The sequence below is a fragment of the Mesorhizobium bavaricum genome (assembly GCF_056781655.1).
In genome coordinates, this window is the sequence record NZ_CM165566.1 from 6,119,721 (window position 1) to 6,143,401 (window position 23,681).

Annotated in this window: 20 protein-coding genes; 17 read left to right on the top strand and 3 right to left on the bottom strand. The window is 62.6% G+C overall.

What is annotated here, in order from left to right:
* The first annotated feature begins 3 nt into the window (after positions 1–3).
* From tssB to AC1RZR_RS29990, 16 genes are read left to right on the top strand one after another with little or no spacing between them, the layout of a single operon-like run.
* Positions 4–543 (top strand): type VI secretion system contractile sheath small subunit, encoded by a 540-nt coding sequence (tssB, locus tag AC1RZR_RS29915; RefSeq protein ID WP_379092452.1) that lies wholly within the window; start codon positions 4–6, stop codon positions 541–543.
* Between the two features lie 3 nt (positions 544–546).
* Positions 547–2,052: a type VI secretion system contractile sheath large subunit gene (gene tssC, locus AC1RZR_RS29920; RefSeq protein ID WP_379092455.1), complete on the top strand. Its 1,506-nt coding sequence runs from the start codon at positions 547–549 to the stop codon at positions 2,050–2,052.
* A gap of 47 nt (positions 2,053–2,099) precedes the next feature.
* The gene (locus AC1RZR_RS29925) at positions 2,100–2,555 is read left to right on the top strand and encodes an Hcp family type VI secretion system effector (protein WP_379092458.1); all 456 of its coding nucleotides are present in this window, start codon (positions 2,100–2,102) and stop codon (positions 2,553–2,555) included.
* Positions 2,542–3,297: a type VI secretion system baseplate subunit TssE gene (gene tssE / locus AC1RZR_RS29930; RefSeq protein WP_477274105.1), complete on the top strand. Its 756-nt coding sequence runs from the start codon at positions 2,542–2,544 to the stop codon at positions 3,295–3,297. The genes AC1RZR_RS29925 and tssE overlap by 14 nt, the downstream gene beginning before the upstream one ends.
* Before the next feature lies 1 nt (position 3,298).
* Positions 3,299–5,173 (top strand): type VI secretion system baseplate subunit TssF, encoded by a 1,875-nt coding sequence (gene tssF / locus AC1RZR_RS29935; protein WP_477273368.1) that lies wholly within the window; start codon positions 3,299–3,301, stop codon positions 5,171–5,173.
* The gene (gene tssG / locus AC1RZR_RS29940; RefSeq protein WP_481826874.1) at positions 5,137–6,204 is read left to right on the top strand and encodes a type VI secretion system baseplate subunit TssG; all 1,068 of its coding nucleotides are present in this window, start codon (positions 5,137–5,139) and stop codon (positions 6,202–6,204) included. Before tssF ends, tssG begins: the two co-directional genes overlap by 37 nt.
* Complete coding sequence (gene tagH / locus AC1RZR_RS29945; RefSeq protein ID WP_481826875.1) at positions 6,201–7,673, top strand: type VI secretion system-associated FHA domain protein TagH; 1,473 nt, start codon at positions 6,201–6,203, stop codon at positions 7,671–7,673. Before tssG ends, tagH (AC1RZR_RS29945) begins: the two co-directional genes overlap by 4 nt.
* 3 nt (positions 7,674–7,676) lie before the next feature.
* Positions 7,677–8,129 (top strand): type VI secretion system lipoprotein TssJ, encoded by a 453-nt coding sequence (gene tssJ, locus AC1RZR_RS29950; RefSeq protein WP_379092469.1) that lies wholly within the window; start codon positions 7,677–7,679, stop codon positions 8,127–8,129.
* A 39-nt stretch (positions 8,130–8,168) separates the two neighbouring features.
* Complete coding sequence (tssK, locus tag AC1RZR_RS29955; protein ID WP_379092472.1) at positions 8,169–9,503, top strand: type VI secretion system baseplate subunit TssK; 1,335 nt, start codon at positions 8,169–8,171, stop codon at positions 9,501–9,503.
* A 4-nt stretch (positions 9,504–9,507) separates the two neighbouring features.
* Positions 9,508–10,830 (top strand): type IVB secretion system protein IcmH/DotU, encoded by a 1,323-nt coding sequence (gene icmH, locus AC1RZR_RS29960; RefSeq protein WP_477273359.1) that lies wholly within the window; start codon positions 9,508–9,510, stop codon positions 10,828–10,830.
* A 1-nt stretch (position 10,831) separates the two neighbouring features.
* Positions 10,832–14,368, top strand: a complete 3,537-nt coding sequence (gene tssM / locus AC1RZR_RS29965; protein ID WP_481826876.1) for a type VI secretion system membrane subunit TssM — start codon at positions 10,832–10,834, stop codon at positions 14,366–14,368.
* Positions 14,350–14,892: a type VI secretion system-associated protein TagF gene (tagF, locus tag AC1RZR_RS29970; protein ID WP_477273355.1), complete on the top strand. Its 543-nt coding sequence runs from the start codon at positions 14,350–14,352 to the stop codon at positions 14,890–14,892. The genes tssM and tagF overlap by 19 nt, the downstream gene beginning before the upstream one ends.
* A complete protein-coding gene (locus AC1RZR_RS29975; protein WP_481829146.1) occupies positions 14,892–15,998 on the top strand; it encodes a DUF2169 family type VI secretion system accessory protein in 1,107 nt (368 codons plus the stop codon). The genes tagF and AC1RZR_RS29975 overlap by 1 nt, the downstream gene beginning before the upstream one ends.
* Positions 15,995–17,020 (top strand): 3-oxoacyl-ACP synthase, encoded by a 1,026-nt coding sequence (locus AC1RZR_RS29980; protein WP_481826877.1) that lies wholly within the window; start codon positions 15,995–15,997, stop codon positions 17,018–17,020. The genes AC1RZR_RS29975 and AC1RZR_RS29980 overlap by 4 nt, the downstream gene beginning before the upstream one ends.
* Positions 17,017–17,931, top strand: a complete 915-nt coding sequence (locus AC1RZR_RS29985) for a PAAR-like domain-containing protein (protein WP_481826878.1) — start codon at positions 17,017–17,019, stop codon at positions 17,929–17,931. Before AC1RZR_RS29980 ends, AC1RZR_RS29985 begins: the two co-directional genes overlap by 4 nt.
* Before the next feature lie 9 nt (positions 17,932–17,940).
* Positions 17,941–18,990: a hypothetical protein gene (locus AC1RZR_RS29990; protein WP_481826879.1), complete on the top strand. Its 1,050-nt coding sequence runs from the start codon at positions 17,941–17,943 to the stop codon at positions 18,988–18,990.
* Here the strand turns inward: AC1RZR_RS29990 and AC1RZR_RS29995 are convergent.
* The 3 genes from AC1RZR_RS29995 to AC1RZR_RS30005 are packed head-to-tail and all read right to left on the bottom strand — an operon-like array spanning position 18,983 to position 22,093.
* Positions 18,983–19,333, bottom strand: coding sequence for a hypothetical protein (locus AC1RZR_RS29995; protein WP_481829147.1), 351 nt, complete (start codon positions 19,331–19,333; stop codon positions 18,983–18,985). The two genes, AC1RZR_RS29990 and AC1RZR_RS29995, sit on opposite strands and share 8 nt — an antisense overlap.
* Positions 19,330–19,755, bottom strand: coding sequence for a DUF6484 domain-containing protein (locus AC1RZR_RS30000; RefSeq protein ID WP_481826880.1), 426 nt, complete (start codon positions 19,753–19,755; stop codon positions 19,330–19,332). Before AC1RZR_RS30000 ends, AC1RZR_RS29995 begins: the two co-directional genes overlap by 4 nt.
* A gap of 10 nt (positions 19,756–19,765) precedes the next feature.
* Entirely contained in the window at positions 19,766–22,093 is a 2,328-nt protein-coding gene (locus tag AC1RZR_RS30005; protein WP_481826881.1) for a type VI secretion system Vgr family protein, read from the bottom strand.
* Positions 22,094–22,330: 237 nt separating this feature from the next.
* On the opposite strand from AC1RZR_RS30005, the gene tagH (AC1RZR_RS30010) reads away from it, so the two are divergent.
* Positions 22,331–23,392 carry a type VI secretion system-associated FHA domain protein TagH gene (tagH, locus tag AC1RZR_RS30010; protein WP_481826882.1) on the top strand — a complete coding sequence of 354 codons (1,062 nt, stop codon included), beginning with the start codon at positions 22,331–22,333 and terminating at the stop codon, positions 23,390–23,392.
* The last annotated feature ends 289 nt before the right edge of the window (positions 23,393–23,681 follow it).

Consider the following 23,681-nt stretch of genomic DNA (forward strand, 5'->3'; position numbering starts at 1 on the left):
CACATGCCAGCCGAAAGCAAAGCGAAGGTCATCGAACGAAATCGCGCGCCGCGGGTGCAGATCGCCTACGACGTGGAAACCTACGGTAGCCCGACGACGATCGAACTGCCGTTCGTCATGGGCGTGATGGCCGACCTTTCCGGCGCTTCGCAAACCAAGGAAGCGTCGAAGTCGGTGCTGGACCGCTCCTTTGTCGAGACAGACGCGAACCGCTTCCCCAAGTTCATGGAGGCGCTCGGGCCGCGCGTCAAAGCCCGGGTCAAGAACACGCTGCCGCAGGCCGAGGGCCAGGAGCGCGACGAGGAACTGGCGCTCGATCTGACCTTCACCAAAATGGGTGATTTCGCCCCGGACAAGATCGCCGAGCAGGTTCCGCAACTGGCCGAGATCCTCAAGATGCGTCGTCAGCTCGAGGAATTGCTGGGCTTCATGGATGGCCGCGTCGACGCCGAAAAACGCATTGCGCAGCTTCTGAACAACGAGCCGCTTCTTGGCAAGATCGCCGGCCAGGCGCTGGCCGACGACGACAAGGTTGGGGAGTAAATCATGGCCGAACAGCAAAAGACCGCCGCCGTCGCCGCCGAGGCGGAAGCCATAGACCTGGGAGAATTCAGCGGGCTCCTCGAGAAGGATTTCAAGGTCAAGAAGGACGACAGCGAGAAGCTGCAGCAACTCGTGCGCAATCTCGCGCTCGCGGCGCAGTCCCGTTCCGACACCACGACCATCTCATCCAATGCGATCAAGTCGATCAAGTCGCTGATCGCCGGCATCGACAAGATGCTGACGACACAGGTCAACGAGATCCTGCACGCACCGGAAGTGCGCGAAATGGAAGGCACATGGCGTGGCCTCTGGTATCTCGTCAACAACACCGAGACGGATCAGAAGCTGAAGATCCGGGTGATGAACATCTCCAAGGAGCAGCTGGCCGACACGCTCGAAGACTATGAAGGCCAGATGTGGGATCAGAGCCCGATCTTCAAGAAAGTCTATACGGACGAGTACTCGATGCTTGGCGGCGAGCCGATCGGCTGCGTGGTTGGCGCCTACGAATTCTCCAACCACCCGCGCGACGTCGGTCTGCTGCGCAACATCTCCGGCATTTGCGCCTCGGCGCACACGCCGTTTATCGCAGCCGCCTCGCCGCGCCTGTTCCGCATGGACAGCTGGCAGGAATTGCCGAACCCGCAAGACCTGCAGCAGATCGTCTCCAATCCGGCCTATGCCTCGTGGCAATCGTTGCGCGAGAGTGAGGACGCTCGCTACATCGGCCTGACCATGCCGCGAGTCCTGGCGCGCCTGCCATATGGCACAGATACCGTTCCGGTGAAGGGCTTCACCTTCGAGGAAGAGGTGCAGGGCGATCACAACAAATATGTCTGGATGAACGCCGCCTTCCCGATGGGCGTCAACATCAACCGCAGTCACAAGTTGTTTGGCTGGGGCACGCAGATCCGCGGCGTCGAGAATGGCGGCACGGTGCTGAACCTGCCGGTACACAGCTTCCCGACCGACGATGGGTCGATCGCGATGAAATGTCCGACGGAAGTCGCCATCGACGACCGGCGCGAAGCGGAACTGGCCAAGCTCGGCCTGATGCCGATCCTGCATCGAAAGAACACCGATCTCGCAGCCTTCATCGGCGCACACTCGCTGCAGGACGACGAGACGCGGGCGGGCCGGCTGGTCGACCCCGATGCACAGTCGAACGAGCGGCTGAGCGCCAACCTGCCGTATCTCTTCCCGGTTTCGCGCTTTGCGCACTACCTCAAGGCCATTGCGCGCGACAAGGTCGGCTCGTTCAAGGAGCGCTCCGACATGCAGATCTGGTTGACCGAGTGGATCAACCGCTACGTGCTGGCCAACCCGGCCTTTGCCGACGACAAGGCGCGCGCCAAGCGCCCGCTTGCCGCCGCCGAGGTCCAGGTGGACAGCGTGGAGGGGCGGCCGGGCTATTACAATGCCCGCTTCTATCTGCGCCCGCACTACCAGCTGGAGGGCATCAATGCCTCGCTCCGACTGGTGTCGGAACTGCCGTCCGTGAAGACTTGATTTCCAGCAACCAGACTTTGTTTTGTTGAAAGCGGTGGAGAAAGACAATGCCAGTAAAGATTGATGGTTTTCTGAAGGTTCCCGATATCAAGGGCCCCAGCACCCGTGACGGCCATGATGACGAGATCGAAATCCATGGCGTCGACTACAAGATGGTCGCGCCTTATGATCCGAATTCGCTCTCACGCCGTGGCCGTGTCTCCATGGGCATGATCAAGTTCATCAAACACTACGACAAATCCTCGCCCTATCTGAAAAAGGCTTTGTTCGACAACAAGGCCCTGGATGAAGTGGTGTTCTCGGCACGCCGGACCATCGATGGCGAGACCAAGGATTACCTGGTCGTTACCCTCACCGACGCCTCGATCATGGAATACGACATGTCGCAGGCCGAGGATGAGGAAGACCTGATCCAGGAAGAGGTCAGCTTCGCCTACAAGAAGATCAAGTTCGTCTATGACGGCAACGATGAAGCCGAAATGGATGTCTATGTCGGCAAGTGAGGCCCGGCGGCCCGGCGCGGGCAAGCAGCAAACCAGCGGCAGCTTGCGTGCAAAAAGCGAGGCGGTCCAGCCGTCGCTTTGGGATCGCCTCGTCAATGACCTGCCGGGCCTGACCTCGGAAATAGACGGGCTGCGCCATGTCTTGCTTGACGAGCTTGGCGCGGACCGCCTCGACACATTTGTTGCCGGCAGCGCGCGGACCATCGACGCCGATGCGGAACTGACAGCCGATCAGAAACGCCGTCTGCATCGATTGGCCTTTCAGACCCAGCACCGCGTCGAGATCGAAAGTCGTGGCGTGGTGGTATCGGCCCGTGTGCTCAGGGAAGCGGTACGGCGTGACATCGAGGCGCTCTTCAACACCGAGCGCTTCGAGGCCACCCCGCTTCTTTCCGACCTGGAAAATGAACAGCTGTCGGACAATCCCCCTTCGCTCGCCGATTTTCCGGAGGTCCGTCGAAGCGTGGTCAACTACGGCGTGCCTTCCTTCTCAGGCCGGTCGTCCCGCGACTTTGATCGCGACGTGCTGGCGCGTGAGATCCGCGCGGTGCTCGCCACCTTCGAGCCTCGTCTCAAGGAAAGCGCAACAAAGGTTACGGTCACTCTTGGCGACAAGACGGTTGGCCTGAAGATCGAGATAGACGCCGTGCTGATCATGACGCCGACGCCCGAACGCATGCGCCTGCGCACCACGATCAATCTCGATAACGGCTTGGCGCGGACCGAAATTAGGGACGCCTGAGATGGATCGGGTCTTCGTCGAATATTACGAGGAAGAACTGACCCATATCCGTGGCCTCGCGGCGGAATTTGCCGACATGCATCCGGCGGTGGCGCGCAACCTTTCCCTCGATACGGTGCCGTGTCCGGACCCGTATGTCGAGCGGCTGCTGGACGGCGTCGCCTTCCTCGCTGCGCGCACAAGGCTGAAGGTCGACGCCGAGCGCTCGCGATTTTCACGCAGCGTGCTCGATGTTCTCTATCCCGACCTGGTCACGCCGGCGCCGGCAACGGCGATGGTGGTGCTGAAACCCGGCCAGCAGGTCCAGACCATGCTCGCCGGCCACGTCGTCAAGCGCAACACTCGGCTGGTTTCCAGCCTGCAGCCCGGCCTGTCGACGCGCTGCACGTTCTCCACCGCGCAAGAAATTACCCTATGGCCGATCGCGATCACGTCGGTCAGCTATTTTCAGGATCGCAGCGCGCTGGCCATGGCCGGCATAGGGCCGATCGGCGGCGTCGGCGGCGCGGCGGCGCTCTGCATCACGCTGGCCCGGACCGGAAAAGGCAAGCTCGACGAATTGGCGCTCGACCGGCTCGACCTCTATTTTGCCGGGCGCACCAAGGCGCCGCTTCTGTTCGACGCGATTTTCGGTGCTTGCTCGGCCGTTGGCGCCCGCGCGGAAGGCAAGACCAACCCGTTGGCGCCCTTGCCGGCACCCGAAATGGTCGGCATCAGCGACGACGAAGCCCTGATGCCGCGCACGCGTCCGACATTCGAAGGATACCGCCTGCTGCGCGAATACTTCATGATGCCCGAGCGCTTTCACTATGCGCGGGTTTCGGGGTTGCAGCCCGTCGTGCGCAGGTGTGGGGCCGGGCTCGAAATCATCTTCCTGTTCAGACGCCCTGTGCCTGAACTGGCGGACCTGACGCCGGCCGACTTCGAACTTTTCGCGACGCCGATCATCAATCTGTTCGAACGTGAGTGCAACGTCGTCGATATCGATGCGCGCAAGACGCGGCAGGTGCTGCATGCAGACCGAACACGGGCGCGCGACTTCGAAATCTATCGGGTCATCCGCGTCGAGGACGCCGACACAGAAGGCAACGACGCCGAAATTCCCGAGCTCTTCAGCCTGGGTCAGAATCGCGGCAGTGGCTGGGTCTATTCAACCGAACGGCGCCCTCGCCGCGCGACGGAAGAGGAGCGGCGCGACGGCCTGACCCGCACATCATACACCGGGGACGATGTTTTCCTGGCCATATCCCGGCCGCCCGCAAGCCCGGCGAACCGGGTGCTGAAGCGTCTCGACGTCATGGCGCTTTGCACCAATCGCGATCTGCCGATCCTCGATGACAATCCGACATTGACGCTTGAGGCCGGCGACCCGGTCGAAAACGTTCGGCTGCTTGGCGCGCTGCGTCCGCCGCAGCCGGCTATCCCTGCGGCACTGCCCACCGGGGCCGACGGTGAATCGCGTGCCGACGATCTCGCCTGGCGGCTGGTGGCGCAGCTCGCGCTCAACTTTCTCAGTCTTGCCAAGGAAGGCCGCGGCATCGACCCCCTGCACGCGCTGCTCGACCTTTATGCCGACCGCGGCGATCCGAGCCTTGCCCGCAATGTGCATTCGATCGTGCGTATCGACTCGCAGCCGGTCATCGAACGTCTGCAGATCGATGGGCCGATGTGCTTCGGACGCGGCACCGAAGTGACGTTGCACGTCGATCAATCGGTCCTGGCCGGCCAAAGCACCTTGCTGCTTTCGGCCTTGCTGGCGCGGCTGTTTGCCCGTCATGCCGGGATAAACGGCTTCGTGCGAACCCGCACGCGGCTGCTGCAGAAGCAGGAGGATGTGCCATGGCCGATGACGCCCGGCAATCGCTACCTGATCTAGACAGGCCCGGCCCGAACCGGGCCGAAGGTCTGTCCGAAGCGTTCGACTTTTTCGAACTGCTGCGCCGTCTCGAACAGCGGAGCGGTCTGTTCGGCCATTCCGGCCGCCCCAACCGTGAGCCGGCACGGCTCGGCCAGCATGCGCGCCTCGCATTTTCGGCGCGGGACCTGGTGCAATTCCGCGAAGCCAGCGACGAGGCGCCGGCCCGGGTCACGGTTGCAAATCTCGGTCTGCTGGGACCGGAGGGGCCCATGCCGCTGCATGTGACGCGCTGGGTGCTCGACCGCCTGTCGCAGCGCTGGTTCGCCGGCGCCGACGCACAGCTGACCAGCGACACGACGTTCGTGGATTTCGTCAACATTTTGCAGCACCGCATGATCGCCCTGTATTATCGGGCCTGGGCGGATGCGCATCCGGCCGTGCAGGTCGAACGCCCGGTCGGTGGGCGCGTTCGCGCCATGCTTGAAGCGATGGCTGGGATCGGACTTCCCGGCACCCAGAACACCGAGCTCGATACGGTGAAGCTTCGCCAGGCGGCTTCGCTCGCCACCCAGGTCGACGGCCCGGAACGGCTGACGCTGTTTTTGGCGGAAGCGTTCAAGGTACCGGTTCAGATCAAAGAGTTCATCGCCGCCTGGATGACCATACCAACCGGCCTGCAGACCCGCCTTGCAAAGGCCTATGCAGGGCTCGGCCGGGGGGCGACGATCGGCCCGCGCGTTTTCAACCGCCAGAGCAGAATCGAACTGCGTGTCGGCCCGCTGGGGTATGAGGACTTCAAGGCGTTCCTGCCTGGCGGCCAGAAGCTCAAACTGTTCAAACAGGCGGTTCGCGACATGGTCGGGGAATCGCTCGACGTCGACCTGCGCATCGTGCTTGCGCGTGACGCAGTGCCGCCGCCCCGTGTCGGAGCGGTACAGCTCGGCCGGACCGCATGGCTTGCGCGGCCCGCTGAAAGGGGCGATGCTGACGACATGCGGCTGCGGGCAATCGTCGGATGGCGGCCGGAAATGGCGGAGGTCGCGGCATGAGTCTGCTGCTGACGCTGGAGCAAGGGCCACGCACCCAGGCGGTACGGCAGACCCGGCTGGACGAGGGTGAGCTGGTGATCGGCCGCAGCGCGGACGCGGGCTGGCAGATCGACGACCCCGACATGTTCGTTTCGCGAGCTCATTGCCGGATCTCTGGCGGGCGAGACGGATATTTCGTCACCGACACGTCGAGCAGCGGATTGTTTATAAACGACTCCGACAGCCCGCTCGGCGCCGGCAAGTCGACGCGCCTTCAAAGCGGCATGCGGCTGAGGCTGGGCGACTATACCGTCCACGTCGACCTGCAAACGCCAACCGCTCAAGCACCCGCGGCCGGCCAGCCGGTTCCGGAACGCCTGCCGCCGGCGTCTCGGGCGCCGGTGAGCATCGGCCGCGATGACTTCTTTTCCGCCAAAGTCGAAGAAGAGCCGCGACGGCCACGTCCGGCCGACCTGCCGAACCCGTTCGAGCAACCGGTTGCCGGCGCGTTCGAGCGTGCCGCCTCCAGCCAGCGCAGCTCGCCTGCTTTCGATGATCCGTTCAGCCTCGATCCGGTGGCAACGCCTGTGTCGAAAAATGCCGCCCCCTATCCCGAACCGGGCGGCTCGGCGGGCCAAGCCGACCCATTCAGCCTCGACCCGGTGCCGTCCTCCAGCCGCGGAGCCGAACTCGCCGCGGGAAAGCTGTCCGATTTCACCGATGATTTTGGCTTCGGACCAGCCGCGGCGCCGAGTTCGGCAAACGGCGCCGGCTCGACCGGACAGCGCGAGCGCATCGCCCAACGACCACAATCCACCAATCCCTGGGATTTGCCCGTGCAACCGGCGGAGGCCCCTCCTCCGCCACGTGTGGGCGCTGCCGCCAAACCCGCGCGCCCGCCGGCAGCGGCGCAGCCGGGGGAGACGGCGCTTCGCTCCGCATTCCTGCACGGCATGGGCGTCGAGGAAGCCGATTTCCCCGGACGCGACAGCATCGCGGAAATGGAGAAGTTCGGTCGTGAATACCGGCTGATGATGGAAGGCCTGATGCAGCTTCTGCGCAAGCGGGCCGAGGAAAAGGGAAACGCTCGCGTCGCCCAGACCATGGTCGGGGCCTCCGAAGTCAATCCGCTCAAGTTTCTGCCGACGGTCGACGACGCCATCGTGACGCTTATCGCCGAGCGCAGCCCCGGATTTCTCGCCGGCGAAGCGGCGATCGCCGACGCGGTTCGTGATCTCGCGCAACATCACGTGCGCGCCTGGCGCGGTATACAGGCGGCTTTGCGGCGGATGATCGACCGTTTTGACCCGGCAGCGATCGAAGAGGAGCTGAAGTCGAATTCGGCGATCGGCACCCTGCTTTCGGGCGGGCGCGGCGCCAAGCTGTGGGAGCTTTACCAGAAACGTCATCGTGAAATCGCCGAGAGCGCGGAAAAAAGCTTCCTTGGCGAAATCGGCACTGATTTTCGAGATGCATATGAGGAGGAGTGAGAGATGATCGATCGACGTGAATTTGTCGTTGCCCTGGGCGCGACTGGGTTGCTTGCGGCTTGTCAGAGCGGTCCGCCAAAACCATCGGTGATCACCGTCAACGTGACCGGCGGAACCGGCATGAACCCGGGGCCAGGTGGCGGCGACCGGCCGGTGACGGTTCTCGTGATGCGGCTGAAAAGCACCGGCAAATTCAATTCCGCCGACTACTTTGCGCTGCAGGGGGACGCCGGCACGGCGCTGGCAGGCGATCTCATCGGGTCCGACCAGATCGCCGTCGCGCCGGGAAAATCCGCATCCAAAACCATCACCGTCGAGCCGGACGCGACGGCGCTGGGCTTCGTTGCACTGATCCGCGAGCCTGGCGGCAGGAACTGGCGGACAACCAAGTCGGTGTCGCCGGGATCAAAATTCACGATCAATGTCACGCTTGGCAGCGGCGGCATTTCCGCCTAGCGGCCAGGGCAAGGGGAGCTCAATGCAGAGAGTAGCGGCATGAGCGATGCAAACAGGGTGCTATGGTCCGAAGGGCTTTTCCTGCGGACCCAGCATTTCCAGCAGCAGGATCGCTTCTTCGAGGCGACGGTGCGCGGCGCGTTGCAGGCCGGGCAACTCCACACGTTCGGCTTTCAACAGCTGACGCTGGACCAGGCATTGCTGGACGCGGGCCAGATCTCGATCCTGTCCGCACGGGGCATCTTTCCGGACGGCACGCCTTTCTCCATTCCAGACATGATGGACGCGCCGCGACCGCTGCCGGTCACTGCGGACACGGGTGCCGGACCGGTGCTGGTCGCGTTGCCGCTGGAGCCTCCCGGCGGTGTCGGCTTCGATCCGGCGCACGCCGCCGCCTCGGGAGCACGATACCATGGGCGGATCGTTTCGGTGCGGGACGCCGTCCAGGGCGGTTCAGACGCTGAGGAAATCGAAATCGCCCGCCCGCAGGCGCTGCTGCTTGCACCCGGCAAGTCGGTCGGCGGCTACACGGCCCTGCCGATAGCCGACCTCAAGGGGGTTAGAGCCGATGGCGGCGTCTCGCTGGACGAGACCTTCCTGCCACCGACACTGGTTACCGGCGCGGTGGCCTGGTATCGGCAATTGCTGCTGGAAGTTGTCACCGGCCTCGACCAGATCGCCGAGGCGCATGGCAAGATGGTCATGGGCGGGCCCGGGCGCAGCGTCGAAGATCTGCTGATGCTCAATCTCGCCAATGCGGCACGTCCGCGGCTGGCCCACATGCTGGCTCAGGATGTCTTCCATCCGGCCGAGCTCTACCTGGAACTTGCCGGGCTCGCCGGTTCGATGGCGACCTACGGATCGAGCGCGCGGCGGCTGGGCGAGTTGCCCGCCTACGATCACATGGCGCCCGGCCCCGCCTATTCGGCGCTGGCCGATGCGCTGCGCTCGCTCATCCTCAGCCTGCGTTACATCGAGCCGAAATCGCGTGCTCTGCCTGTCATGCGGCATTCGACCAATGTCTGGAAAATCCGCATCGACAACCCGAAGCTGCTGGTCGCCAGCCGGATCGTCATCCGGGTCGGTTCGGAGCTGTCGGAGGACGCGCTGCGCAAGATATTCGTCAATCAGGCGACTGTCGGCTCGGCCGACCAGTTCGAGGGCCTGTGGAAATCGCGTTTGCCCGGCATTCCGCTGAAACCGCTTCATTCACAGCCGCGCGAGATCCCTTACGATGGCGATCGGCTATGCCTCGAGCTGGACCAGAAAAGCGAGTACTGGGCATCGCTGCTCGATGCTCCCGGCTTCGTCATCGGCGTTTCGGGCGTATTGCCAAGCGAGCCGCAGGTGGACTGCTATTCGGTGAACAGGTGAGATCATGAGCCGCGATGATCCTTTCGGACTGTCGGAGGATCGCGAACGCACTCGCATACGATTGACCGGCGCGCCGATGCCGCGGCCGATGGCTCCACTTTCGCCCGGCGCGCCCGTCAAGCGGTCTCGCACGCACCCGAACGCACTTGTCAACGCATTCGCGCCCTTGCTCGAGTTCGCTCCCGAGCTTGAAAGTGCACTGCCGCCGGACAATCCGGAAGTATTGCGTACCCGATTGCTCGAAGAGCTGGTTCGAGCCCGCGACACGGCAATGTCGGCAGGGTCCTCGATGGAACGGGCCGACCAGGCAGCCTGGGTGGTGGCGGCGTTGCTCGACGACCTGGCTCTGAACACGCCATGGGGCGGGGCCAGCGCCTGGCCGCGGCAGCCGCTCGTGGTCATGCTGCGCGGCGATGTCGATGCCGGCACGCAGTTCTTCACCCGTCTCGACGAACTCGAGCGCCATCCGAACCGGGATCGCGAATTGCTGGAACTGCAGTATGACTGCATGGCGCTCGGCTTTCGCGGCAAATATCGTGTGCCCGGCCGGTCGGGCGACCGCTCGCTCAATGCCGTTCGCGTGGCGGCGGCACGCTTCCTGCGCGATGCCGACGCCGAAGGCGCGCCATTGTCGCCAAACTGGAAAGGCGTGATCGCATCCGACGAGCCGCAGCGCTTCATCGTTCCGATCTGGGTCATGGCGCTCGGCGCGGCGGTTGTTGCCACGGCAATCCATGTCGGGCTCTCGATGGGACTGAGCAGCCAGGCGGTCGAGCTTTCCGCGCTTGTTCGCGCGCTGCCGCCGCCTGCACGCGGCGACATCACCCGTGTGTCGCCCAAGGTCGATGCGCCGCCGCCGGAGAAAGTGGATTTTGCGCTGTTGCCGGAATTTCAGGCCGGGGCGCCGGCCGACCTCAAATCCGCCCTCACCGGCACCGAGAGCGTTTCACTGGCCAAGCTGATCATCCAGGCCTCCAACCCCGAACTGTTCCAGTCGTCGCGGCCACAACTGACCGAAGGCTTCGAGCCGCTGATCGGTTCGATCGCCAAGGTGATCGTCGCCAATCAGGAGCTGATCGGAAACATCACGGTGGTCGGCCATACCGACAGCGTTCCGCTGCAAAAGACCAATCCGCTGTCGACCAACCAGCGGCTGTCCGAGGCGCGCGCCCAGACGATTGCCGACATGCTGGTCCAGAACGGAGTGCCGCAGGACCGCGTCCATTCCGAGGGCCGCGCGGCCACCGATCCAGTCGCCAGCGACAGCACGCGCGAGGGGCGAGCCTTGAACCGCCGCGTCGAGGTGCTCGTCGAAAAGAGGCTGTGAGATGTTCATTCTGCGCTTCCTCTGGGCGGTTCTGACATCGCGCTGGCTGTGGACGCTGATCGGCATCACGCTGCTTTCCCTTGTCATCTGGGTGTTTGGTCCGATCGTCAGGGTCGGTCCCTACGAACCGTTCGCCTCCGAAAATGTGCGCATCGTCATCATCGCGCTGCTGGTCATCTTCTGGCTGATCTGGCTGATCGTCGCCCAGCGCCGGGCGATCCGCGCCAACCGCATGTTCGTCGCGGAGATTGCCGCGCCGGCGGTGGAAAAGCCACTCAGCCCCGGCGAAGAGAACGTCGCCGCCGTGGGTGCCAAGTTCGCCGAGGTGATGGCCGAACTGAAGCGCCGCAAACTGGGCGGGCGCAAGTTCCTGCGCGAGATGCCATGGTATGTGATCGTCGGGCCGCCGGCCACCGGCAAGACCACGGCCCTGCGGCAGTCCGGACTGAATTTTCCGATCGACCTCACCGACGACCTGCAAGGGGTCGGCGGCACGCGCAACTGCGACTGGTTCTTTTCCGAAAACGCGGTTCTGATCGACACCGCCGGCCGCTATGTCCAGCAGGAGAGCCAGCCCGACGTGGATGCGGCGGAATGGCTGGGCTTCCTCGACCTGTTGAAGAAGCACCGGGGCCGCCGCGCGCTCAACGGCGTGATCGTCGCGCTTTCGATTGACGTGCTTTCGGAGGGCGACGAAGCCATCAAGGCGCACGGCCGCAAGATCCGCCGCCGATTGGCCGAGCTCAACGACCGGCTCGAAATCCGCCTCCCGGTCTATCTGATGCTGACCAAGGCCGACCTGATCAAGGGTTTCGAGGCTTTCTTCGGCGGCTTGTCCACCGCCTCGCGCGAGCAGGTTTGGGGAACGACCTTCGCGCTGGATGCGCGGGTGGATGCCAAGACCATCGAACGGGAAATTTCGACGCTGGCGACCGAACTCGAGCGGCGGCTGGTGCCGCGCCTGGAGGATGAGGACAAACTCGCCGCCCGTGCCGAGATCTTCCGGTTTCCCGCCCAGCTCGCGAGCCTGTCCGAACCGATCCAGGTGCTGGTCGAGGCGATGTTCGGCGAAAGCCGTTATGAGGAGGTCGCCTGGCTGCGCGGGCTTTATCTGACATCGGCGACGCAGGAAGGGGCGCCCATCGACCGGCTGACCGCGGCGCTGTCTTCTTCCTTCGGCCTTCCGCCACGGCGGGCCCTGCCCGCACCAAGGGTCGAGAAACGCAGCTTCTTCCTGAGGAACCTGCTCACCGAAGTCATCTTTAAGGAAGCAGGCCTGGGTACTTTCGACCCGCTGGCGCAACGCCGTCGCGCCTGGATCTGGCGGGGTGCGGCTGCCGCCTGCGCGGCGGCGGCGTTGCTGGCCGGTGGGCTGTTCACCTGGTCCTATTTTGACAACCGCAACGCAATAACGGCCCAAGCGAGCCAGTTCGAAGCGCTGCAGACGCCGCTGACCTCGGTTGCGGCAACGCCGGCATCGGTGGAGCAGCCCGCCATGGACGGCGCGCTCGACGCGATGGACGCGGTCGCAACTGCCCGGACAGCACCGCCGGGCGCCGCCCAGGATCTGCTGGGGCCATCGGCCTCGGCGGAACTGGTGCGGGCCCAGACCGACACCTACGACCACGCGCTGCGCAACGTGCTGGAGCCGCGCATGATCGCACTGCTCGAGGCGACCATGTGGCGGCAGATCCGCGATCCGGATTTCATGCTGGGGGCGCTGAAGACCTATCGCATGATGACCGGCCTGTCGCAGATGGATCCCGACTACGCCCAGAACTGGTGGGTGAACAGTCTGCCCGAATTCGCGGCCGCGGCACCGTTTCCGACCGCCGATGCCGAAGAGCATCAGCTTGCCGCCATCCGCCGGATGACGGTCGACGAAAGCTATATCGCGCCCGACCAGGCGCTGGTTGCCGAAGCACTGAAAACGGTGTGCACGATTTCGCTGCCGGCGCGTGGCTACAAGCAGTTGCTGGCCGATCCGGCAGTGGCCGGGCTCAAGGAGTGGATCCCGGCCAATTTCGCCGGCCCCAACGGGGGCAAGGTGTTTGCGCGGCGTTCCGGCAAGACACTTCGCGTCGGCATTTCCGGAGCCTTCACCTATTCCGGCTTCCACGACGTCATTCTCGACCGCATCGACGATGTCGCCGCCCAGGCGGCGCTCGATCGTGCGGTTTTCGCCGGCGGCTGTTCGGAAAACTCCGAAACCTCGGTCTCGGCGTTGTCGGAGGATATTCTGAAGCTCTACTATGACGACTATATCGCGCAATGGGACAGCTTCCTGCGCGACATGAGACTCGCGCCCTTGACCGATCTCAATATCGCCAGCGAAAATCTGAAGGACCTCTCGAGCGCCGATTCAGCGCTGAAGCGGCTGCTTACGGCGGTCGTTCAGGAGACCGAGTTGACGCGCTCCGACGAGGCGCCCGCTGATAACAAGGCGGCGGCCAAGGGCGCTTCGAAACTGCTCGGCAAGCTTGGCAAGCTCGGTAAGCTGGCGAGCAGCGGTGCGAAGCTGCTTCCCCGCGCCGGGTCGGCCAGCGAGGTGGACCTGACCGGCAATCTGGTGGCCGAACATTTCAAACCGCTCAAGAGCACCATCGCCGAGGTCGACGGCCAGCCGCCGGCCCTGGATGCCGCCGTCGTCGCGCTGACCGCGCTTTCGAACGTGCTGCAGACGGTTACCGCGAACCCCAATCCGCAGGATGCCATCAAGAAGCAGGGCGGCCTTGCCGAACTGACGGGTGCGGTGGCCAGGCAGGCCCAGATCCTGCCCGACCCCATCAATACCTGGCTGGGCGGGATTGCCGGTGACACCAGCAATCTGACGCAGAAGGCGGTCACTTCAGAGCTCAACGCCATCTGGCGGGCCGACATACTGCCATTCTGTCAGGCAGCGCTGAACGACCGCTATCCCTTCAGCGCCGACAGCGCGGTGGACGTCAACGTGCGCGATTTCGCCCGCCTGTTCGGACCGGCCGGGCTGATCGACGGTTTCATCAACGACCACCTGATCAACTATGTCGACACGACCAGCCAGCCATGGAAGTGGCGCGCCGATTTCGGCCTCGATGCTTCGGCGCTGGCGGCGTTCGAGCAGGCCAGGCATATCCGCGACGATCTGTTTCCCGGGGGTACCGGACCGGTGATGAGCTTCACGCTCGAACCGAAGGACCTGTCCCCCAACGTCACGCGTGTGACGCTCAATCTCGATGGCCAGAGCCTCGTCTACTACAACAACGCGACGCGGCCGCAACCGATGACGTGGCCCGGCAAGGACGGCACCGGCGTCATTTCGCTCGCCTTCCAGCCGATCGACGGCTCGCCCGAAATCATGCTCAACGAGACCGGCAGCTGGGCCTGGCTGAGGATGCTGCGCAGCGGCCGCTTCGCCGGCACCTCGCTGACCGATGTCTACAGCCTGCGCCTGGGCACGAAAGGCATGTATGCCGATTTCGAGCTCAAGGCCGCCAGCGTCGAAAACCCCTACAATTTGGAAATGTTCAAGAAGTTCACATGTCCGCCGCAGATATGAGCCTGCCAGGCTTTTACGGAAAAATGCCCGCAACCGGCGATTTCGTCACGCGGCGACTGCCGGGGGACTTTGTGCGCATCTGGGACCGCTGGCTGGCGCAGCATCTCGTCCCGCTGTTTGGTTCGGAATTTTGGCCAAGCGCAACCGCGTTGCGCTTCCTGGCTGGCCCGGCTTCCTTCGGCGCATCGGCAGGCATCATCGTGCAGAGTGCCGACAGAGTTGGCCGACAATTCCCTTTGACCGTCGTTGCGCAGCTTGCTGAAGCGCCCGTTCGGCTGGCCGACGCCGAGGCGTGGTTTACCAGCATCGAAGAGGCGGCCTTCGCCGCCCAACACGGCAAGTTGACGCCCGATGAACTGAATGCCGCGCTGGCCGCACTGCCGGTTCCGCCTTTCGAGCCAGGCGACGAGGTCATCGGTGAGCTGGTCATGTGGACCAGCCGCTCGGACATATTCGACGTCGACCCGCTGTCGCCACAAGCGACACTGGAGCAGATCTTTACTGCCAGCTTGGAGACCAGCTGATGCAGATTTGGAACCAGATGGGCTATCCGCATGAGTTCACCACGGCGACCGACGTTGCCGGCCACGTTTGGATCGTGGTGGTGGTAAAAGGCACATTCGACTTCCCCGATATGCCGGGCAATCCAGTGCGCAAATCGACCGAGCAAATGCCGCTGGTGTTTGCCGATACGCACACTGGTGAGCCTGGCTATTCAGCAACTTTCTGGGAAACCGACTTCGCCTTCCGCAAGCCGCGTTGCGATGTCATCGCCAATGGCTGTGCCTACGCGCCTGGCGGACGTCCGGCGGAGCGGGTGCCAGTTGGCATCAAGATCGGCAATTGGTCGAAACTGTTCGAGGTGGTGGGCACGCGTGAGTGGCGCGCCATCGGACCGGTGTTTACCTCCACCGCGCCACAGCCCTTCCTGCGCATGTCGATTTCCTACGATGTTGCCTGGGGTGGTACCGACCGGCTCGATCCGGAAGACCAATTGCCGGCGAGCTACAAGTACAACACCGTTGGGACCGGCTGGTCGCGTACCAAGAACCAGCGCCTAATACCCGGCCTGCGGCTACCGAACACGCAGGCTGTCGGCGAAGAAGTCCGCTCACCCTTTGGCGACTACAAGCCGATGAGTTTTGGTCCCATGGGCCGCGGCTGGCCCGGCCGTATCGAATATGGCGGCACCTACGATGACAATTGGGCCAGTAACATCTTCCCGTTCCTGCCGCCGGATTTCGACGACCGCTACTTCCAGATGGCCCCGCCCGACCAGCAGATCGATCCGCCGCGCGGTGGCGAGGAGGTTCAGCTCGTCAATTTGACACCGCAAGGGCGCGAGGGTTTTCGCCTTCCAGACGCAATACTGCCGGTCACGCTTTTCAGGAACGGATCGCCGATATTCGAGGGAAGGCTCTCTCCCGACACGATCCTTTTCGATCCGGAAAATCGACGCTTCTCGTTAGTGTGGCGCACGTCTCAGCGAATTCTTCGGAATATCCTCGAATTTTCAGAGTGTTGGATCGGACCGCCGACGCGGGGTATGCTGCGGGCGCGCGCAACCGGCAAACGTTACGCTCGCGCGCAAAAGCCTTCGCCTCCATTCCCTGAGGATGAGGCCGCATGACGACGGCTCTGGAAATTGCCTCCGTTGGCATGGTTACGTCAGTTGGTCTCGACGCACCGTCGGCCTGCGCTGCGATGCGCGCCGGTATAGACGGCTTTCAGGAGACGCGTTTCCTTTCAGGACCAGACGAAGCCTTGATCGGTGCCCCGGTACCGCTGCCTCGCGGCTGGATCGGTGAAAAGCGTTTCGCCCACCTGGCGGCCGGCGCGGTATGCGAAGCCCTCCAAAAAATACCCGAAGCGCGCGGGCAAAGTGTCGTCATTCTGTGCCTGCCCGAGGAAAATCGACCGGGCCGGCCTTTGCGGAATGTCGATACGCTTATGCGGAGCATTCTCGAAATCGCCGAGATTCCGCTATCTACACGCTCTTTGAGCGTCAGCCATGGCCGTCCTTCGGGGCATGTCGCATTGGAACAAGCGCGCCGAATCCTGGCGGCGGACGAGGCGCCCTTCGTTTTGATTGTGGGTGTCGACAGCTATCTCACCACGCATGCCGTGGAGCATTACATGTTCCGGCGGCGTCTGCTGACGCTGGCCAATCCAGACGGCTTCATTCCTGGTGAGGCCGCTGCCGCGATCTTATGCACCAGGGCCGGACATGGCGGCTTCAGACTGTTTGGGCTCGGACTGTCTCGCGAGAAGTCGTTCATCTACAACGAGGAGGATATTCCATTCCGCGGCGACGGTATCGTAGAGGCGTACAAGGGTGCGCTTCTGCAAACCGGAATCGAGATGAATGGACTCGGCTACCGCATCTCGGATCTCATAGGCGAAGCTTATTTCTTCAAGCAAACGGCGTTTGCCAGCATCCGCCTCGTGCGCGGGCATCATGGTTTTCAGGATCTCTGGTCACCCGCGGAGTCGCTCGGCAACGTTGGTGCGTCAGTCGTTCCACTGATGATCGGCATGGCATGGACTGCCGCGCGAAAGGGCTATTCCGGGGGCAATCCGGTACTCATCGAGGCTTCGAACGACGTGGGCGCCTGCGGCGCCGCGGTATTCGGTATAGGGGCGATCCGATGACGGTTTTCGCCAACAGCCTGCATCTGGCCTGCAAGGCGCAAAGCAACAAGGTCATCGCTGCCTTCCCCGATGTTTGCTTCACCCCGCCGCAAACACCTGCGACCCCTCCGGGTGTGCCGATACCCTACCCGTCTTTCGGAATGGACTCCGACACGGACAGCGGGACAGGCACCGTCAAAGTTGGTGGCAAGACAATCACGCAAAAGAACAAATCCTACTACACCAAGACCACAGGAACCGAGGCGGGCTGTGCGCCGAAAAAGAATGTCATCACGTCTGTCAATCGAGGCAAGGAATATGCGCATGCATGGTCGGGCAATGTAAAGGCCGACAAGGAGCCGGTAAGCCGCTTCACCGATCTGTGCACGAACGATCACGCCTCGCCGCAGGCGGGCTCTGGCCCCCAAGTGAAAGTCCAGAGTGCTGGCGTGGCTACTGGCTCGCCACCGAAGTGCTTGGTCGGTGAGTACAGCAAAATCAAAGATGAATGCAATTCGCGGACGCCGAAAGGCGAAACGCATCATATTGTTCCAGATATGGTTTATCGGCAGACGACTCGCGCGACCACCAATGCCTCCAATCGCGTTCCGGGAGCGCCGTCGCTCAATTCGGGCATGTGCATCTGTTTGACGCCTGGCCAGCACTCGGGCCTGCATAGCAGCGTGAATCAGGCCTTGGCGGCGCTGCCGCCAGGTCCAGGCGGCCCCGCAGGCACGTCGCTCATCGGCGCGTGCGCCGCGACCGGAGTGGTGGGCCTGCGTCGGCTTCAACCAGGCCTGGCTGCCGACTGCGTCAAAGAAGCGTCCGATAAAGTTGCCGGGCAGACAGCCCCTATTGCGACCCAGGCCGGACGCACTACACTCCAGCCGCCGGCGGCGGGATCTCCCGCCTTCAACGCTCTCCGAACATAGGCCGACACCATGCCGAGCATCACCGCAAGGAACAAAGCCCGTATTTTCGCGTCGGCCTCAAACGGCCCGACGATCTGTCTCGCGCTAAAGGATTTCGAGGCCGGCGACGCCGATAGTCTCGTCATCCTCTACTCGCCGAGCTTACCGCAGCCTTGGCGACGGTTGGAAATTCCGTTCGACGTCATGGATGTCGCGTTGCTGCCCGACCCGGAGCCGCATGGCGTGGACTACATCGCGCTCGCCAGCACCGGCGAGGCTATCGTCCTGTCAGACCCGCTCCGTGTCATGCGGATTAACCCGGAAGGCGCGTTCAGGATCATCGAACAGGGGAAGGGGATGCTATCCGCTTTTGACGATCCCGCTGGCAAGCTCACGGCGCTCGGTCGAGGCGGTCAGGCCTACCGTTTAGTCGAACCAAACAACTGGCAGGCAGTATCCACGATCTTTCCCCTAGAGGATGACCCCACCGACCACATCAATTTCCTATGTGCAGCCGAGCACCCCAAGGAACGCGCGTTGTATTTCGGAGGGGCGGCGGAACCTCAGACCAAAAGTTTTGATGATATCACGGCGGCTCTTTTGCGCGGCGACATCGAAGAGTTCACCAATCGTATCATGACAGATGTTCGTCCCATCTATGGAACGCTCTGGCGCCTGGCCGACGGCCAATGGAGCAAACTGGATCTTCCGACATCGGGAACAATCACGAGCCTGTCGGCTCAGGAGGGACGTTTGCTATTGTCAACCAACCTCGGATTAGCCGTCGAGATTGTCGCTGTGGATCAGGTCCAAAACATATACGCGCACTCGGATCAAAAGAACATCGCGCTACTCACTCAATGGGACGGTCGCACAATTGTGCTGCTCGACGACGAGATTGTGTCGCTGGACATTGCCAGCGGAGACGAAGACAGCCTGCCCGTACCGGATGGTTTTGAAGCGATGCAAAACCTTCATGCCGAAGGCGATCACGTTTGGTTGGTGGATTGGCGTGGGCTTGCCCGCTGGAATGGCGGTGGGTGGGACGAGATCCCAATCCCACGAGCGCTGCTCAGGTAGATGGGGGGAGGTGCTGCTCCAGCCATTGCCGAATGCGTTGCATGTCGAGGTCGGCGACAAGAATCGGTCGCTTCTTTGTCTTCAGCACCTGTACGACGAAGAGTTCGCCCCGTTCAGGATATTCCTCGAAACGCTCGCGAGCGATCTGCTCGCCTTCTACGCCAGCGACCACCAACCCGTCGAGATGAGCCTCTATGCGTTCGACCAGCCGCGCCAGCCTTTCGGCATCGAGATCCGGATTCTCCTCGGGAAACATAAGATGCCGGTCGTAGATCGTCCACAGCAAAGCAGCCATTTCGGCATGCTGGCGTACGATCTCCTTTAGGATCGGTGCAGCCATCAGTTTAGATTCACGGATCCGCCTCTGATGCGATTTGTGGCACTTGCATGGCTGGTCAGATAGCTTCCTCGGATCGTGATCCTACCGTCCTTCTCCATGATTATGGTCGCCTTGCCACAGCGCAGCTCAATGCGCTCGCGCGCCACGAGGCGCGTTACCTCGCCATCGCGTATCACCTCCAACGGCTTGGACATGCGAACCGAGTCCAAGATGCGCCCAACGATAAGAGGCTGTTCTGGATCGCCATTCTGGAAAAGCAAAGCCACCTCGGCACCAATCATGTCAGAGGAAAGTTGCGCCAGGCTGCGGGCCGGCAAGGCTGTTTCCCGCGGATTGCCCGGGAACACCACCAAGGGACAGTCTCCGTCGAAGCCGAGAAATATGCCGATGATCACGCCTTCTATTCGATTCAAGGTTTCTGCCATGGCCATGTCCTCAATTTTCCTTGATCTGCGAACCCTTCAGCGCAAGGTCGCTGCTTGCCTTGATGTTGATCTTGCCGGACCCCTTAACTGTGATGTCCTTCCCTTCCAGCATGATCGTGCCATCCTTCTTCATGATAAGTTTGGCGCTGCCAGTCTGGATCGTGATGGAGTCCTTTGCGGCGATAATTAGCGTCTTCCCGACGTTGATGGCGCCGTCCGCGGCAACCTCGATGGCGCTGTCCTTACCGACCTGGATCTTGTGGGCACCGCCAATCTGCAGGGACGCGTCCTTGCTAACCTTGACGATCTGGGTACCGCCGACGGTGACATTCTGGTCCGCACTGATGCTCACCCCTTGGCCGGCCCCGATCGACACGGTTTGGGCCGCACCGATGTCCCAGCTATCCGATGCCCCGATATCGTGGCTCTGGCTGATGCCGACAGTGACCGACCGTATGGCACCGATCGTGTTCATCTGTGCGCCGCCCACAGTGCGTGTCTCGGCGGCGCCCACCGTGTCTATGCGAGCGGCGCCCACCGTGACGGTCTGGACAATCCCCACCGTCTGAGAATGATTGGCGTCGATGTTCTCCGTCGAGTTCGACACGACATGGATCGTCTCGTTGGCCATGACCGTCAGCGAACGGTTGGCGCCCACTGTCTCGGTGTCATTCGAGCCGATATTCGTAGTCTGGTCGACGCCGACCTTGACCGTCTTGTTGTTGCCGACGTCCTCGTCGAGGTTGTGGCCGACCGAGTGCTTGGCGTCGTGGTCGATGCGGTCCGACTGGTCGTGTTGCACCAGCTTGGTGCGGTCATGCTTGATCAGAAGGTTGTGGTCCTTCTGCGCCTGGAAATTGACCAGTTCGGAGCCGGCCTTGTCCTCGAACATCAGCTCGTTGTAGCCGCCGCCACCTTTGGAGGAGTCCGACTTCCAGCCGGATTGCGTGGCGCTGCCCGGCAGGCCGTAAGGCGGCATCTGCGAGGCGTTGTAGACCCTCCCGGTGATGATCGGCAGGTCCGGGTCACCCTCGATGAAGTCGACGATCACCTCCTGGCCGATGCGCGGTATTTGGATGAACCCCCAGCCGCTGCCGGCCCAGGTCTGCGAGACCCGCACGAAGCAGGAACTGTTCTGGTCCTTCTTGCCCAGGCGATCCCAGTGGAACTGCACCTTCACGCGCGCATATTTGTCGGTGAATATTTCCTCGCCGGACGGACCGACCACAGTTGCCGTCTGCGGCCCGCGCATGATTGGCCGTGGCGTGATCCGTGGCGGTCGATAGGGCAAGGCGGTTGGCGCCACGCCGAGGATCACCTTGAAGTTCTCGCTGTCGACGTCGGCATGGGCTCTGTAGCCAGGGTCGAACAGCCTGTATTCGGCGCTGACCACCAGATATTCCTGGTTCTGGTCCTCGCGCGGAAAACCGTCCAGCGTGAAGGTGCAGCCCGAATAGAGGCCGCGCACGGTGCCGACGGCGGCGATGCGCTGGTGCACGGCCTGGATTTCCTCGCGCCGGATCGCGGCCAGGCTGTCGCCCCGGCCCACTTCGAGATGCGCGCCGGGCTGGCGGTAGTTTTCGCCCGCGGCCAGTTTGTGACTGAACGGCTGGGCCGACTTGGCCATCAGGTCGGCGCCCGGCTTCTTGAAATCATAGTCGGTGTGGGCATAGGCGCCCGGGCGCACCGAACTGTTTGGTATCCACTCGGTGATGTATTCGACGTCGCGCCGGGAGCCCTGACCTTCGAAGTGATAGGGCACTTTCTCGTAGCCCGGCGCAGGCTTCAGCTTGCTCATCGCGTCGGTCAGGACAAGCGTGTGCTTGCCCTCGTCATGCTCGAAGAAATACAGGATGCCTTCATGCTCGAGCAGTCGCTGGACGAAATCCAGATCGGTCTCGTCGTACTGCACGCAATATTCGCGCGGAGGGTATGATCCCTGCAGGCGCAGATCGAATTCCGCCGTGCTGTATTTCTTGAAGATGTCCTTGACGATGTCGACGACGCTCTTGTTCTGGAAAATCCGGCAATCGGTGGTGTTGCCGAGAAACCAGAGCCACGGCCTGGCGACGGCTTCATAGTACGCCAGCCGGTCCTCGATCCGGGTGAGCCGGAACTCGGACACGATGCCGCTGAACCAGCGTTTCGGATCGGATTCACCTTCGACCGAAACGACACCCCCCAGCATCTTCAGCGGATCGATATTGGCGTCCGTGCCTACGAACCCGGCCGTATAGGCAAAACAACGGCTGATCTCATCGCGCCCGACAAGATGCGTGAACGTCAAAAGCTCGGCGCCAACCGGTGTCTGTACAACCGTGGCACGTTCGTTCGGCATGGTCGTGCCCCTCCTGGACGCGGCCGCCGGCGCGGAGGATTGAAGTTCCCGCACTCTGTTCAGGAACTTTTTCGACCCGCCGCACCAGGCCACCTGAAGCCTACCACATGTTGCCCCGCCGACCAAAGAGGCGGCTGGCGACCGTGTCGAGGCATCGGCTAGAAACGCAGCTGTCCTGTTTTACGCGCAAACTGCTAGAATGGTGGCGTATCGATCAACGATCGACGGCGATCTTGGATGTATATCAGTCTACAAATCAACAATATCGACACCTTGCCCGCTGGAATGTCGACCGGATACTCAGCGCGCGATCGCGGCTTCGAAATCGGACGCGATGCTTGTGACTGGACCTTGTCGGACCCCGACAAGTTCATCTCGGGCCGGCACTGCGAGGTTCGATACGAGGCAGGCGCGTTCTGGCTGCACGATATCTCGCGCAACGGGACCTTCATCAACGGATCGAGCCAGCGCCTGACCGGCCCGCATCGGCTGGGCCATGGCGACCGGATGCTGATCGGCCGCTATATCATCCTCGTATCGATCGACGAGGAGCGCGCCACGGCAGGCTATCCCCAAACCAGCCACGGTTCGGCGCAGCGAGAAATGCCGGTCGCGGCAGGCCGGTCGCTGGAATTCGGAGATGGGCCTTTCTTCGATCCTGCGCAGCAACGGTCCGGGCAGCGCGTTCCGGCGCCGGCAAACTCGTCACCCCCCACACCCCTGCCCTCGACCAGGGACGAAGTGCTGCGGGAGATCGCGATCGGAGCCGGTATTTCGCCGGAATTGCTCCAATTGCGCGACCCGCATGAAGTTGCTGCCGAAATCGGCGCGGTCCTGCGGACGGTGGTCGAGGAACTGACCTTGCTGCTGAAGGCACGCGCGGCCGCGAAAATGTTGGCCAAGAGCACACAGCGAACGATGATCAGCGCCGCCGACAACAATCCCCTGAAGTTCGTTCCGGGAACCGACGACATCCTCGAAATCATGTTCGCCCGCCGCAGGGCCGGCTATCTTGATGCCAGGCGCAGCATCGAAGATGCATTCCGCGATCTCAAGACACACGAATTCGCCACCTATGCAGCCATGCAAGCTGCGCTCTCCCGGCTGCTTGACGACCTGTCGCCCGAGGCGATCGGCAGGAAACTCCCCCCGACGTCGTTTTCGTCGAAGAAGAGCCAGGCCTGGGACGCGTATGTCGCGACATGGCGGACCATGGAGGAAGCACACGAAAACGGCATGCTGGATATATTCCTGGCCTATTTCAGCGAGGCCTACGCCAAAGCCGACAAGCCAAAATAGGCGATCCAGGAAACACGGCCAAGAAACGCATCGCACACCAATCGGCGAAGAAAAGTCTCTTCGACATCAGGCATCCGGTTCCAATCGGCAGTTTCAGAGATTACGATCGCATACGACAGTTCGCCAAGCGGGTAAGACTCATTGAGCTGGGGGTCTGCGGCAAATGTCATGTTACGGCGGGATAGCGTTTTCTAGCCAATCGTCCTCCGGAGACTGCCACGGCCGGCAGCGGCTGCCTTTTCTTTACCTGAACCGGCCTATCTCGCCCAATCGCGGGTACACCGCCCGC

Coding starts and splice junctions, on each gene's coding strand:
- tssB (WP_379092452.1), top strand. CDS start 4: ATGCCAGCCGAAAGCAAAGCGAAGGTCATCGAACGAAATCGCGCGCCG.
- tssC (WP_379092455.1), top strand. CDS start 547: ATGGCCGAACAGCAAAAGACCGCCGCCGTCGCCGCCGAGGCGGAAGCC.
- AC1RZR_RS29925 (WP_379092458.1), top strand. CDS start 2,100: ATGCCAGTAAAGATTGATGGTTTTCTGAAGGTTCCCGATATCAAGGGC.
- tssE (WP_477274105.1), top strand. CDS start 2,542: ATGTCGGCAAGTGAGGCCCGGCGGCCCGGCGCGGGCAAGCAGCAAACC.
- tssF (WP_477273368.1), top strand. CDS start 3,299: ATGGATCGGGTCTTCGTCGAATATTACGAGGAAGAACTGACCCATATC.
- tssG (WP_481826874.1), top strand. CDS start 5,137: ATGGCCGATGACGCCCGGCAATCGCTACCTGATCTAGACAGGCCCGGC.
- tagH (WP_481826875.1), top strand. CDS start 6,201: ATGAGTCTGCTGCTGACGCTGGAGCAAGGGCCACGCACCCAGGCGGTA.
- tssJ (WP_379092469.1), top strand. CDS start 7,677: ATGATCGATCGACGTGAATTTGTCGTTGCCCTGGGCGCGACTGGGTTG.
- tssK (WP_379092472.1), top strand. CDS start 8,169: ATGAGCGATGCAAACAGGGTGCTATGGTCCGAAGGGCTTTTCCTGCGG.
- icmH (WP_477273359.1), top strand. CDS start 9,508: ATGAGCCGCGATGATCCTTTCGGACTGTCGGAGGATCGCGAACGCACT.
- tssM (WP_481826876.1), top strand. CDS start 10,832: ATGTTCATTCTGCGCTTCCTCTGGGCGGTTCTGACATCGCGCTGGCTG.
- tagF (WP_477273355.1), top strand. CDS start 14,350: ATGTCCGCCGCAGATATGAGCCTGCCAGGCTTTTACGGAAAAATGCCC.
- AC1RZR_RS29975 (WP_481829146.1), top strand. CDS start 14,892: ATGCAGATTTGGAACCAGATGGGCTATCCGCATGAGTTCACCACGGCG.
- AC1RZR_RS29980 (WP_481826877.1), top strand. CDS start 15,995: ATGACGACGGCTCTGGAAATTGCCTCCGTTGGCATGGTTACGTCAGTT.
- AC1RZR_RS29985 (WP_481826878.1), top strand. CDS start 17,017: ATGACGGTTTTCGCCAACAGCCTGCATCTGGCCTGCAAGGCGCAAAGC.
- AC1RZR_RS29990 (WP_481826879.1), top strand. CDS start 17,941: ATGCCGAGCATCACCGCAAGGAACAAAGCCCGTATTTTCGCGTCGGCC.
- AC1RZR_RS30000 (WP_481826880.1), bottom strand. CDS start 19,755: ATGGCAGAAACCTTGAATCGAATAGAAGGCGTGATCATCGGCATATTT.
- AC1RZR_RS30005 (WP_481826881.1), bottom strand. CDS start 22,093: ATGCCGAACGAACGTGCCACGGTTGTACAGACACCGGTTGGCGCCGAG.
- tagH (WP_481826882.1), top strand. CDS start 22,331: ATGTATATCAGTCTACAAATCAACAATATCGACACCTTGCCCGCTGGA.